Annotated in this window: 10 protein-coding genes; 2 read left to right on the forward strand and 8 right to left on the reverse strand. The window is 61.3% G+C overall.

Features of this window, described 5'->3' with window-relative positions:
* Positions 1 to 129 precede the first annotated feature (129 nt).
* From M0D68_RS16215 to M0D68_RS16250, 8 genes are all read right to left on the reverse strand, one after another.
* Positions 130 to 786, reverse strand: a complete 657-nt coding sequence (locus M0D68_RS16215; protein ID WP_093634711.1) for a methionine ABC transporter permease — start codon at positions 784 to 786, stop codon at positions 130 to 132.
* Entirely contained in the window at positions 779 to 1,936 is a 1,158-nt protein-coding gene (locus M0D68_RS16220; RefSeq protein WP_266224837.1) for a methionine ABC transporter ATP-binding protein, read from the reverse strand. Before M0D68_RS16220 ends, M0D68_RS16215 begins: the two co-directional genes overlap by 8 nt.
* A gap of 13 nt (positions 1,937 to 1,949) precedes the next feature.
* On the reverse strand, positions 1,950 to 3,356 hold the full coding sequence (locus tag M0D68_RS16225; RefSeq protein WP_266224839.1) for an LLM class flavin-dependent oxidoreductase: 1,407 nt from the start codon (positions 3,354 to 3,356) through the stop codon (positions 1,950 to 1,952).
* Between the two features lie 42 nt (positions 3,357 to 3,398).
* Positions 3,399 to 4,238 (reverse strand): MetQ/NlpA family ABC transporter substrate-binding protein, encoded by an 840-nt coding sequence (locus M0D68_RS16230; protein WP_200618267.1) that lies wholly within the window; start codon positions 4,236 to 4,238, stop codon positions 3,399 to 3,401.
* 390 nt (positions 4,239 to 4,628) lie between these two features.
* On the reverse strand, positions 4,629 to 6,260 hold the full coding sequence (locus M0D68_RS16235; RefSeq protein ID WP_200618266.1) for an efflux transporter outer membrane subunit: 1,632 nt from the start codon (positions 6,258 to 6,260) through the stop codon (positions 4,629 to 4,631).
* A gap of 13 nt (positions 6,261 to 6,273) precedes the next feature.
* Positions 6,274 to 9,459: an efflux RND transporter permease subunit gene (locus M0D68_RS16240; RefSeq protein WP_200618265.1), complete on the reverse strand. Its 3,186-nt coding sequence runs from the start codon at positions 9,457 to 9,459 to the stop codon at positions 6,274 to 6,276.
* A gap of 74 nt (positions 9,460 to 9,533) precedes the next feature.
* Entirely contained in the window at positions 9,534 to 10,745 is a 1,212-nt protein-coding gene (locus tag M0D68_RS16245) for an efflux RND transporter periplasmic adaptor subunit (protein WP_093634717.1), read from the reverse strand.
* A 45-nt stretch (positions 10,746 to 10,790) separates the two neighbouring features.
* On the reverse strand, positions 10,791 to 11,645 hold the full coding sequence (locus M0D68_RS16250) for an alpha/beta hydrolase (protein WP_200618264.1): 855 nt from the start codon (positions 11,643 to 11,645) through the stop codon (positions 10,791 to 10,793).
* A 174-nt stretch (positions 11,646 to 11,819) separates the two neighbouring features.
* On the opposite strand from M0D68_RS16250, the gene M0D68_RS16255 reads away from it, so the two are divergent.
* Together M0D68_RS16255 and M0D68_RS16260 are read left to right on the forward strand one after the other, a co-directional pair.
* Complete coding sequence (locus M0D68_RS16255; protein WP_093634718.1) at positions 11,820 to 12,824, forward strand: LysR family transcriptional regulator; 1,005 nt, start codon at positions 11,820 to 11,822, stop codon at positions 12,822 to 12,824.
* A 223-nt stretch (positions 12,825 to 13,047) separates the two neighbouring features.
* Positions 13,048 to 13,356: a DUF4148 domain-containing protein gene (locus M0D68_RS16260; protein ID WP_054039092.1), complete on the forward strand. Its 309-nt coding sequence runs from the start codon at positions 13,048 to 13,050 to the stop codon at positions 13,354 to 13,356.
* Positions 13,357 to 13,640: the final 284 nt, after the last annotated feature.

Here is a 13,640-nt window from a genome sequence, read left to right on the forward strand (position 1 = left end):
AGAAGTTTGGCGAGCGGGAGTCTCGCTGCGCCCAGCGTCGCAAATAGGATGATAGACCGTGGCGTCAGCGCTGAAAACGTGGGCCGCAAGCGCGTATTCGTCATGCAAATAGCGGGCGAAAGGCGAAGATCATGCGCGTTGCGCAAGCCGTCGCACGAAGCGATCGCCGACGAACTGCACCGCCGTCACAATCACGATCAGCAATGCGATCACCGTCACCATCACGGTCGTATCGAAACGTTGATAGCCGTAGCGGATCGCCAGATCGCCGAGACCACCGGCGCCCACCGCGCCCGCCATGGCCGAGGAACCGATCATCGCCACCACCGTGATCGTGAAGCCGCCGAGAATGCCCGGCAGCGCTTCAGGCAGCAGCACATGCCGGATGATATGCCGGCGCTGCGCGCCCATTGCCTGCGCGGCTTCGATCAAACCGCGGTCCACTTCGCGCAAGCTCACTTCGGCCACGCGCGCAAAAAAAGGAATCGCTGCGATGCTGAGCGGCACGATGGCGGCCCATACGCCGATCGTCGTGCCGATCAGCAAACGCGTGAGCGGCAACAGCGCGACCAGCAAAATGATGAACGGCGTGGAGCGGAACGCATTGACGAGCGCGCCGAGTGTGCTGTTCACCACACGCTTTTCAAAGATGCCGCCGCGTGTGGTGGTAACCAGCACCAGTGCAAGGGGAATGCCGATCAGCGCCGCAACGAAGGCCGATACCCCGACCATGACGATGGTGTCGCGAATGGCATCTGCGAGTTCCGAGAGCCAGAGATCAGACATAACCGAGCACCTCGACGTGATTGGCATAGTGACGCGCACGCTCGAGCAGCGTCGCGATCTGCTTTTGCACCGTGCCTTCCGCGTCCGCGCGCACCTCCGCCGACACTACCAGACGCCCCTGCGCATGCCCCTGAATCCGGTCGATGCCGCCATGCACGAAACTCACGCGGCCACCTTCAATGCTCAATGCGGACGTCAACCCGCCCAGGTCAGGCTCACGCGCATCGTTGCCGGTGAAGCGCACGTCGAGCAGAATCTGCGCATCCGCTTGTTCGATCTCGTGCAACGGTTTGACGCGCGCGGCGAGATCCGCAGGCAGATCATGCACAAGGGTCCGCAGCAACGCGCGCGTCGCATCATGCTGTGGGTCGCCGAATACGCGCCACACCGGCCCCGTCTCCACCACCTCACCGCGTTCGATCACGGCCACCGTATCGCAGACCTCGCGAATGACCTGCATTTCGTGCGTAATCAGCACGATGGTCAGGTTGAGCCGCTGATTGATATCGCGCAGCAACGCGAGAATGGCTTGCGTCGTTTCAGGATCGAGTGCGGAGGTCGCCTCGTCGCACAGAAGAATGTCCGGGTCGGTCACAAGGGCGCGCGCAATTCCAACGCGCTGTTTCTGCCCGCCGGACAAACTCGCCGGATAGGCATCGCGCTTGGTCGACAGGCCGACCAGTTCGAGCAAGGCGTCGACCTTTTTGTCGATCGCAGCTTTAGGCGCGCCGGCGATTTTTAGCGGCAACGCAATGTTCTCGCGCACCGTCTTCGCGGAAAGTAAATTGAAGTGCTGGAACACCATGCCGATGCGCCGCCGCAGCGTGACCAGCCCGCGTTCGTCGAGCTCGCCGACACTCACGCCATTCACACGCACGGCGCCGGAACTCGGTTTTTCCAGACCATTGACGAGCCGCAGCAGGGTCGATTTGCCTGCGCCGCTTCGGCCGATAATGCCGAACACTTCACCTCGCGCCACCTTCAGCGTGATGTTCGCCAGGGCCGCAGTCGACACACCGCGAGTGTTAGCGAACACCTTGCCCACGTCGTCGAATACCACGGCTTCTTGCGCGGCATCGGCCGCATCACGATTCAAGGCGAGAGACGGTGCGTCTTCAATGAATTGCGGCGTGTCGAAAAGATGAGCCATGGCTTCGTTCCTCTCAAGCGTCCACAGCGGATCGCGCGCCGCTTTGCACGCGACGCCGATGCTGCGCGCCGGCATGCACCTCAGGCAGTCGCGCGCGGCCGCCGCCGAAAAGTTTTTCGCGCAGCGTCGGCGCCGGATCGTAGTCTTCCTTGTAGACGCCGCGATTCTGCAATTCCGGCACTACCAGATCGACGAAGTCTTCGAACGATTCGGGCATGACAGTGCGCGTCAGATTGAATCCGTCGACGCCGGCCTCTTCTATCCACGACACCAGCTCGTCCGCGATCTGCTGCGGCGACCCGACTACGGGCTTCGCGCGGCCGCCGAGCGTCATCTGTTCGAGCACCTTGCGTTTGGTCCATACGCCGCTCACGCTCTTCTTCGAAATCGCTTCAACAGCCGATTGCATCGATTCGGTCTTCACATACGAAATCGGCTCATCCAGCTCGTACTGCGAGAAGTCGATGCCGGTCGAACTGGAGAAATGCGCAATGCCGCCCTCGGCGCTCGCATAGCGCCGGTACTCTTCGAATTTCTCCTGCGCGGCGCGTTCTGTTTCGCCGACTACAACGGTGATGCCTGCAAAGATCTTGATATCGTCCGGCGCGCGGCCGAAGCTGACGGCCCGTGCGCGAATGTCGTCGACAATGGAACGCGTGAGCTGCTTGTTCTGGCCACCGACAAATACGCATTCCGCGTGACGCGCCGCGAAATCAACGCCCCGGCTCGACGAACCCGCCTGATACAACACCGGCGTGCGTTGCGGCGACGGCTCGCTCAGATGAATGGCGTCGATCGAATAGTACGGACCGTCGTGTTTCACACGATGCACCTTGTCAGGGCGCGAGAAGATACGCGCCTCGCGATCGCGCACCACCGCGTCGTCTTCCCAGCTTTGCTCCCATAGCTTGTAGACCACGTCCATGTAATCGTCGGCGCGGTCGTAGCGGTCGTCGTGGCTGATCTGTTGCGCGAGACCCATGCCGCGCGCGGCGCTGTCCAGATAGCCGGTGACGATGTTCCAGCCCACCCGGCCCTTCGTCAGGTGATCCAGCGTCGACATGCGACGCGCGAACAGGTACGGCGGCTCGTAAGTCAGATTCGACGTGACGCCGAAGCCGATATGCTTCGTCACGTGTGCCATGGCAGGCACGATCAGCGAGGGATCGTTGATCGGAATCTGCACCGATTCACGCAACGAGGTTTCCGGGCCGCCCTGATAAACGTCGTATACGCCGACGATATCCGCGAGAAAGATCCCGTCGAACTTGCCGCGCTCGAGCGTTTGCGCGAGGCTCGTCCAGTAGTCGAGGTCGGTGTAATGCGCCGAACGGTCGCGCGGATGCGTCCACAGACCATGATTGATGTGACCGACCGCATTCATATTGAACGCGTTCAGCAGGATCTTTTTCTTCGCCATCGTGCGGCTCCTTGCTGGTTGCAACGTTGCTAGCGGCGCGCCTTACCAGGCGACGGCGTAGAGGCTGCCGAAGGCTTTGTCGAGCGCCGCGCGCACAGCGGGCGAATGCTGATAGATCGAGATGAACTTGCGGATACGCGGATCATTTGCGCTTTCCGGACGCACGACCCACTGGATCGCGTAGTTCTTGTTTTCCAGACCGTCGAACAACAATGCGCTATTCGGGTCGGTGGTGCCCGCGAGCTTGATGAAGCTCGGGTAGCCTTGGGCGAGATCGACGTCGTCGAGCGAGCGGGCCAATTGCGAGGCCTCGAGCTGAACGATCTTCAGGTGCTTCGGGTTGTCGATGATGTCGAGCGTCGTAGCGCGATAGTCGATGCCTGGCGTCAGCTTGATGAGACCGGCGCGTTGCAGCAACAACAGACCACGACCACCGTTGACCGGATCGTTAGCGATGGCGACGGTGGCGCCGTCTTTCAATTCATCGAAGCGTTTGATCTTTTTCGAATACAGGCCGATCTTCATGATCGTGCCCGGTGCAATTGCGACGAAGTTATAACCGCCCTGCTTCTTTGCGTTCTCGAGAAACGGGATGTGCTGGAAATAGTTGACGTCGATATCCTTGTTGGCAAGCGCCGCGTTCGGCGTATTCCAGTCAGTGAACTCGATGATCTTCACGTCCAGCCCTTGCTCCTTCGCTTCGCGCGCGGCGACTTTGAGCGCCTCGATTTGCGGGCTGGTGGCAGTGCCGATTTTCAGCGTGGGCGTGTCCGCCGCGATCGCGGGCGTTGCGGACAACGTTAGCGCGAGGCCGAACGCGCCGAGGAACGTCAGCGTCCGCGCCTTGAAAAAACGCCGTACAGTGGTCAGAGAAATGCGCATGGTGAACTCGTTAGGATGGGGGGCGTGGTGTGTTTCGAGGCGAGCCGGTCCCGCGGCATGCGGGCAGGCGCGCCGAAATCGGTCGGACAACAGAAATCTGCAGCGCGCGGTTTAACCGGCGTGCGGCAGCGATAGAACGCGCGGGCGGATCAGCGCGGACAGCGGCAGGTCGGACAGGTCATCGCCTCTCTCCAGATGAGGTGCGATTCATCATAGACGGCGGGAAACCGGCGGTCTACGAACGGATTTTTGGAAGGAAAGCCGGAAAAATGATTTGGGGCTTGCCCCATGGAGCAGGCACACCACGTCACCAAAGAAAAAACGCCGGGCCGCGCTTTCGCGCAACCCGGCGTTCTTCACCAGCCAACAAACTAAAACTAAACCTAAACCTTAGCGCTTCGCCACCTGTTCCACCGACGCAGAAGCAGACGTAGACGTAGAAGCAGACGCACCAACCGCACCCGAAGCCGGCGCAACCGCCCCCACCGCCTCATCGCCCGCAGGCTTCACATCACCCCAGCCGCCGCCCAGCGCGCGAATCAGATTGACCGTCGCCACCGCCTGCGTACCCGACAGATGGCTCGCCTGCAGTTGCGATGTCAGCACCTGCCGCTCGCCGTCGATCACATCCAGATAGCTGACCGCGCCTTCCGTGTACTGTGTGCGCGACAGATGCGCCGCGCGTTGCGAGGCCACGACTGCATCGTTCTGCTCGCGAATCTGATCGTCGAGCAAACGCAGATCGGCAAGGTTGTCCTCGGCCTCACGGAACGCCACCAGCACCTGTTGACGATACTGCGCGACATCTTCGTCGTACTTCGAGCGAGCTTGCGCGAGGTTTGCCTTGCGGCGGCCACCGTCGAACAAAGGCAACGTCAGCGCGGTACCGGCGAATGGCCCGAGAATAAACGCGCGGCTCGACCACTTGAACAGATCGCCCAGCGTCGCCGATTCAAAACCAGCCGCACCCGTGATATCGAGCTTCGGGAAGAACGCCGACTTCGCCAGACCGACCCGCGCATTCGCCGCCATCATCGCCCGCTCCGCCGCCGAAATGTCCGGCCGACGTTCGAGCAGCGCCGAAGGCAAACCTGGCGGCACACGCACCGTCACCGGCACGAGCGGTGCCTCCGCGAACGAGAAATCCGCCGGCGGCTTGCCGAGCAGAATCGCCAGGCTGTGCTCGGAGGCCGCGCGCTGACGTGCCACACCAACTGCATCGGCACGCGCACTCGCCAGTTCGTTGCGAGAGCGCGAAACATCCAGCTCGCCGATATCGCCTTCCTTGAAACGGCGTTCGACCAGCTTCAGCGTGTCCTCGCGCAACGCCACGGTACGGCGATACAGATCCTGATCCGTGTCCAGCTCGCGCAATTGAAAGTAGTTCTGCGCAACATCAGCCTGCAGCGACAACTGCACAGACCGGAACAACGCTTCACTTTGCTGCTCGTCCGCCCGCGACGCATTCACGTTCGAACCAACCCGCCCGAACAGATCGGTTTCATACGATGCGCCAACCTGCGCACGCCAAATCGTGCCGTTCGTCCCGCCCGCACTATCCGGCTGAAACTGCGAGGCCGCCGAAGCCCGTTCACGCGTCGGGCCGAAGCCCGCGTCGAACTTCGGGAACCAGTCCGACTTCGCCGCCTGCGTCACCGCACGCGCCTGCTGCACGCGCGCTGCAGCCGCCTTCAAGTCCTGATTCGCGGCAGCCGCCTGTTCTTCCAGCGCGTTCAACTGCGGGTCGCCGAAAATCGTCCACCATTCGCCGCGATGCGCGTCGTCGGCGGGCTGAGCCTGCTTCCAGGTGCCCGTGTCCTGCGGCGATGCGGCGGAGGTAGCCGATGTAGCCGACGCTCCGGACGCAGCCGACGCAGCAGTCGGCGTTTCCTTGAACGCAGCCGGCGTATCCACGTCGGGCCGCTTATACGTGGGCTCCACGGAGCAGGCCGCGAGCAATGCCAGCAGCAAACCGCTGGCAGCCGCTCTGCCCCACCCGCTTAAAGATTCAAAACGCTTCATTATTATTTTCTCCTCAGGCGTCCGTCACCGGCGCACCAAGGTGCGGCGCGTCTTTCTGCGCGACGTGAATCGTCCCGCCCGCCAGCGTACGCAGCACCACATAGAACACAGGGGTCAGCATCAGGCCGAACAGCGTCACGCCGAGCATGCCGAAGAACACTGCGATACCCATCGCATGACGCATCTCCGAACCCGCTCCGCTCGAGAGCACCAGCGGCACCACACCCATGATGAAAGCGATCGACGTCATCAGAATCGGCCGCAGACGCAAGCGGCTCGCCTCGATCGCCGCCGCCAGCGGCGTACGCCCGTCATGTTCGAGTTCGCGAGCGAACTCGACAATCAGAATCGCGTTCTTCGCCGACAGCCCCACCAGCACCATCAAACCGATCTGCGTGAAGATGTTGTTGTCACCACCCGTGAGCCACACGCCGGTCAGCGCAGACAGCACGCTCATCGGCACGATCAGAATCACCGCGAGCGGCAGCGTCAGGCTTTCATACAACGCGGCCAGCACGAGGAACACGAGCAGCACGCTGATCGGGAACACCCACAGGCCCGCATTGCCGGCGATGATCTGCTGATACGTCAGGTCGGTCCATTCGAGCTTCACGCCATGCGGCAAGGTTTCCGCCGCCACGCGTTCGGCCGCGGCCTGCGCCTGGCCCGACGAGAAGCCCGGCGCCGGACCACCGTTGATGTCGGCAGCCGTATAGCCGTTGTAACGCACCACCATTTCCGGACCGTACGTAGGCGTCACCGTCACCAGCGACGACAACGGCACCATGTCGCCCGCAGCGTTGCGCGTCTTCAGTTGCAGGATGTCATCGGCACGTTGACGGAACGGCGCATCAGCCTGCACCCGCACCTGATACACACGGCCGAAGCGGTTGAAGTCGTTCACATACAGCGAGCCCAGATAGATCTGCATCGTGTTGAACACGTCCGTGACCGGCACGCCGAGTTGCTTGGCTTTCACGCGATCCAGGTCGACGTTCAATTGCGGCACGTTGATCTGATAGCTCGAGAACGTCGGTCCGAGTTCAGGCGTTTGCGCTGCCTTCTTCACGAACGCTTCCGCAGCCTTGTTCAACTCTGCGTAGCCCACCGCACCATGATCTTCCAACTGCATCTTGAAGCCGCCCAGCGTACCCAGGCCAAGCACAGGAGGTGGCGGAAACACCGCGACGAACGAATCCTTGATCGCGCCGTACTGCTGGTTCAACGCACCGGCAATCGCGCCGGCCGAGAGTTTCTTGTTGCCACGCTCCTTGAAAGGCTTCAGCGTGACGAACACGATGCCCGCGCTCGAACTATTGGTGAAGCCGTTCACCGACAAACCAGGGAACGCCACCGCGCTTTCCACGCCAGGCTGCTTCAAGGCAATCGCACTCATGTCGCGGATCACCTTTTCCGTGCGGTCCAGCGATGCACCGTTCGGCAATTGCGCAAACGCAATCAGGTATTCCTTGTCCTGCGCCGGCACGAAACCGCCCGGCACGACGCGCGAGATCAGCACCGTTGCACCCAGCAGGATCGCGTAGACCGCGAGCATCGCGCCCTTACGACGCAGCACGCCTTTCACGCCACGGCCGTATTCCGTCGAGCCGCGATGGAACACCTTGTTGAAGCCCTTGAAGAAGCGGCCCAGCACGCGATTCATCACACGCGTCAGGAAGTCTTCCTTGGCACCATGGCCACGCAACAGCATCGCGGACAACGCCGGGGACAACGTCAGCGAGTTGAACGCCGAGATCACCGTCGAGATCGCGATGGTCATCGCGAACTGCTTGTAGAACTGACCCGTCAAGCCGGTCATGAAAGCGAGCGGCACGAACACGGCAACCAGCGTCAGCGCGATGGCGATAATCGGCCCGCTCACTTCCTGCATGGCCTTATAAGTCGCATCGCGCGCACTGAGTCCATTTTCGATGTTCCGCTCGACGTTCTCCACCACCACGATCGCATCGTCCACCACGATCCCGATGGCCAGCACCATCCCGAACAACGACAACGCGTTGATCGAGAAGCCGAACGCCAGCAGCAACGAGAACGTACCGACAATCGACACCGGCACTGCGATCAACGGAATGATCGACGCACGCCACGTCTGCAGGAACACGATCACCACGATCACCACCAGCGCGATCGCTTCGAGCAGGGTGTGAATCACCGCCTCGATACTCGAGCGCACGAACTGCGTCGGGTCATAAACGATCTTGTATTCGACGCCTGCCGGCATGTCTTCCGCCAGTTCCTTCATCGCGGAACGAACCTGGTCGGAAATCGCGAGCGAGTTCGCGCCCGGCGCCTGGTTGATAGCGAGCGCCACAGCAGGCTTGTTGTCGAGCAGCGAACGCAAGCCGTATTCCGACGCCGCCAGTTCGACGCGTGCGATGTCACGCAGGTACGTCACGCCGCCATCCGGCGCAGTTTTGACGATGATGTCGCCGAATTCGCCCTCAGTCTTCAAACGACCACGCGCATTCACCGACAACTGCAGTTGCGTGCCCGGCACCGAAGGCGATGCGCCGATCACACCGGCTGCCACCTGAATGTTCTGCTCACGGATTGCGTTGACCACTTCGGTCGCCGTCAAGCCACGCTGTGCGACTTTCTGCGGATCGAGCCAGACACGCATCGCGTAGTCGCCCGAACCCCACAACTGCACTTCGCCGACGCCCTGAATCCGCGCCAGGCGGTCCTTGACGTTGAGCAACGCGTAGTTGCGCAGGTACGTCATGTCGTAGCGATTGTTCGGCGAGATCAGGTGGACCACCATCGTCAGCGTCGGCGAACTCTTGATGGTCGTGATGCCAAGCCGTTGCACGTCTTCCGGCAGGCGCGGCAGCGCCTGGTTGACGCGGTTCTGCACCAGCTGCGTCGCCAGGTCCGGATTGGTGCCGAGCTTGAAGGTCACCGTCAGCGTGAGATTGCCGTCGCTATTGGCTTGCGACTGCATGTACAGCATGTTCTCAACGCCGTTGATCTGCTCTTCGAGCGGCGCCGCAACGGCCTCCGCGATCACTTTCGGATTGGCGCCCGGATATTGCGCGTGCACCACCACCGAAGGCGGCACCACTTCCGGGTACTCCGAAATCGGCAGCTTGAAGAGCGAAATAATGCCCCCCAGCAGGATCAATACCGATAGCACACCGGCAAAGATCGGTCGATCGATGAAGAATTTGGATATGTTCATGGGAAGCTCTTAACGTTGGAGCATGCGCCTGCTACGGCCAGTCAACGAGACTGGCCAAGCGCGGCACACGAGACTCACGAATTCTTGTCCGCTGCTTTTGCTCGCGTCTGCGCAAGCGGCGCGCTGTTCGGATCCTGATCGGTGGTCATGGGCACCATGTGAGCGCGCACTGCATCGCCCGGACGTACGCGCTGGACACCGTTCACGACGATCCGGTCGGTTGCCTGCAAACCGCCCTTGACGACGCGCAGGTTGCCCTGCATGCCGCCCACTGCGATTTCCCGGTACACGACGTGGTTGCTCTGATCGACCACCAGCACGAACTTCTTGTCCTGATCGGTGCCCACTGCGGCGTCGTCGATCAGCAGTGCCGGATGCGGCTCGCTGCCGCCGACCTTCACGCGCGCATAGAGACCAGGGATCAATGCACCGTCCTGGTTATCGAAGCGCGCGCGCACCCGGATCGTGCCGGACGACGTATCCAGCCGGTTGTCGACGGATTCAATCGTGCCGCTGCGCGAGTAGCCGCTTTCATCCGCCAGCCCCAGGTCCACGGGCACCTTGCTGCCATCCTTCGCGCGGCTCAGGTACTGCAGATAGGTTTGTTCGTCGACGTCGAACGATGCGTAGATCGGCGAAACCGACACCAGCGTGGTCAACGGCGCCGCGCTTGCACCCGCCGACACCACGTTGCCCACCGTGATTTCGGCACGCGAGACGCGGCCCGACACCGGCGCGACGATCTTCGTGTAGCCGAGATTGATACGCGCGGTTTCGACGGCGGCTTGCGCGGCCTTCAGGTTGGCGCTCGCTTCGCGCGCGGCGTTCTGCTTCTCGTCGTAATCGCGCTTGGCGATCGCGTTGTCGGCGATCAGGCGTTGCGCACGCTCCCAATCGCTTTGCGTATAGCCCGTGCGCGCCTGCGCCGCCGCGACCTGTGCTTCGGTGCGATCGACTTCAGCCGCGTACGGCCGCGGATCGATGACGAACAGCGTGTCGCCCTTCTTCACGAGGGCGCCGTCCTTGAAATTGACGGACACGATCGTGCCCGGCACTTGCGAACGGACGTCCACTTTTTCGACCGCTTCGAGGCGGCCCGAATAGCTTTGCCAGTCGGTGATGGTCTTTTGCACCACGGTGGCCACGTCGACTTCCGGCACGATGGTCGGCGCAGCAGGCGAGCTCGCGTCGACGCGGATCGCGCCGAACGTACCCAGCCCGGCCACCACGATGACGGCTAGCACGGCAATCGCCACACGGCGACGGGAAAGAGGAAGGATGGTCATGAGAAGCTCCCGGTATCGTTGATTAAAGTTTTGCTTATTGGTGTCTCAGCGATGGGCGCGTGCATCGAAGCGCCACTGAAAAAATCGCACCGCTTCCTGCAAGGCGGGCGGATGGTCGGCCAACGCGGCGTGCGAAACGCTGGGATAGCGGACCACCTGGGTCAGCACACCCGCGTCGATCAGACCGCTCGCGTATTTCTCCGCTTCCACGTGCAGCACGTCGTTTTGCGCCGTCGCGATCAGCGTGGCCGGCAGGCCCGCGAGGCGCGACGATTCGAGCGGCGCGGCATACGGATGCATGCGTTGCGACGCTTGCGGCAGATACGCGCGATAACACGCCGCGCATTCCTTCGCGGTGATATCTGAGCCGAGGCGCTTTTCGTCGCCGAGGCGCGTCAGGCTTGGATCGAGCATCGGTCCAAACAGCGCTTGCGCCGCAATGCGCACGTCGCCGCGATCACGCGCGATGAAAGCGAGGCAGTTGGCCAACTGCCCGCCGGCATCGTGGCCCGCCACGCCGACCTTCTTGCTATTGCCGCCAAACGCGCGTGCTCGTGTTTGCACCCACAGCGCCGCGCGATGGGCGTCTTCAGGCGCCGCCGGAAACGGAAACTGCGGCGCCAGCGAATAACCGACCGAAACGACCAGCGCCGGTAAGTGTTCTGCGAAATACCGGGCGGCGAAGTCCGCCTGATCGATCGAACCCTTGGTAAATCCGCCACCGTGGAAGTAAAGCAATACCGGCAATGCGGCTTTCTGTGCCTGGCGGTACAAACGCAACGTAATGTCCTGTGCGTGCCCTTCGATCTGCACGTCAGTGACGTCGAGTGCCGTGCTGTCAGCCTGTGCCGGGCCGCTGCCGGCGGGCACAAACGAGTACGGCGGTTTAAATGCATCCATGTCGAGCCGCGCAATGCGCATAGAACTTCAATGGTGCGAATTGTGGGTTCGGCAGACTCGTAAATAAATGCCTATAATCCGGCAACACAATTCGGCGCCCCTGAACAATCGAATGCGATTGCTCTGCGGATTCGATTCCTGCTCGGTGCGTCCGCCCCTTTCTGGAGGTTTGCAATGGACCGGCTTCAGGCCATGCAAGTGTTCACGCGCGTCGTCGACACCAACAGCTTTACCCGCGCGGCGGAAACGCTCGATCTGCCACGCGCATCAGTTACCACCATCATTCAGAACCTCGAAGCGTTCCTCGGCACGCGTTTGATGCACCGGACCACGCGGCGTTTGTCGCTGACGCCGGACGGCGCGGCGTATTACGAACGCTGCGTGCGCATCCTCGCGGACGTCGAAGAGACCGAGGCCAGCTTCCAGAGCGGCAATAAAAAGCCTCACGGCAAGCTGCGCATCGACATGCCGGGATCGATCGGGCGTTTGCTCGTGATCCCTTCGCTGTGTGAATTCCACACGCGTTACCCGGACATCGACCTGCAGCTCGGATTGACGGACCGGCCCGTCGATCTGCTGCAGGAAGGCGTGGATTGCGTGGTGCGGGTGGGCGCGCTACAGGATTCCTCGCTGGTGGCGCGCCGTATCGGTCTGTTCGAGGGCGTGACATGCGCGGCCCCCAGCTACATCGAGCGGGCGGGCATGCCGACTTCGCTCGAAGACCTCGAGAATCACAAAGCAGTCAATTATTTTTCGAGCCGCACGGGGCGCACGATCGATTGGGCCTTCATGGTTGATGGCAAAGAAGTCGAAGTGAAGATGAAGAGCATTGTGTCGGTGAACGACGCCGATGCTTACGTAACGTGCGGTCTGGAAGGCTTCGGCCTGTTTCAGCCGGCGCTCTTCATGGTGCTGCCGCATCTGCGTTCGGGACAGCTGGTTGAAGTGTTGCCGGAGCTGAAACCTTTGCCGATGCCGATTTCCGCAGTCTATCCGCACAGTCGGCATCTGTCGCCTAAAGTCCGTGTTTTCGTAGACTGGATTGCCGAGCTGTTCGACCGCTGCCCGTTGCTGAGCGGACGCGGCAGTCTCGACGCGATGTGCACGAAGCGCACTTTCGAAGAACGCGAATCTGCTCCGATAGCCGACACGCCGGTGATAACGGAGTGGGTTGCCTGATTCGCGTGAGTTGAAGCACAGATTATGGAAAAGTGAATTTCAACCGCGGCTCTAATGCCGCGGTTGCCCTGCAGTAACCAGCTAGCACGCACGTCGTCGCGATTGTTCTAGATTCGCGACAATTCATTTCGCGAAAGTGCGATTTATCCGCATCACCTCGAAGTCTACATTTCACCCTGTCGCAGCGCCGCTCGTGCTGCAAACGAATCGACAGGAGTGAATCATGAAGCGCAATCTCTTAGCAGGTCTGGCTCTGTCGCTGCTTGCCAGCGCACCGGTGTTTGCTCAAAGCAACGGTGGGGGCATTGGGCATGCTGGCACTTACCAAACGTTGCCTGCTCCGACTACCGTCGGCAAAACGCGTGCTGAAGTTAATGCTGAACTGGTCGCTGCGTATCGCGATGGTTCGCTGCCTGCGTTGAATCGTACGTCGTATCCGAATAAAGGTCTGATTGGTCAGACGCAGGCTGCGCGCATTGCATTGCAGGAAGGGACTAGTGGCGATGTTACTCGCGTGGCGAATGGGCAGTAAGGCGAATGCGCCGCGATGATTCGGTTTCCAAAAGAAATTTTCATCGCGGTGGGTTGTTTGCACTCTTTATAAAGGAGCATGTTATGACACCGTCTGAACTTGATGATTGGGATGTGGATGTGGGGGCGTGGGTGCCATTTCGGGCGCCGCAGCGGTAAGGCTTTGGTTTTTGTTTTTGCCTTCGCGGCGCTTGTTTGTCAGTGTTCTTAGGACTTTGGCCTTTCCTTGATTTGTTAGTGGTTTATTAGCGTTCCCCCTGTGCGGGGGGGCACCTACTTTTCTTT

Source organism: Paraburkholderia sp. SEWSISQ10-3 4, assembly GCF_030464785.1.
Lineage (GTDB): Bacteria > Pseudomonadota > Gammaproteobacteria > Burkholderiales > Burkholderiaceae > Paraburkholderia > Paraburkholderia aspalathi.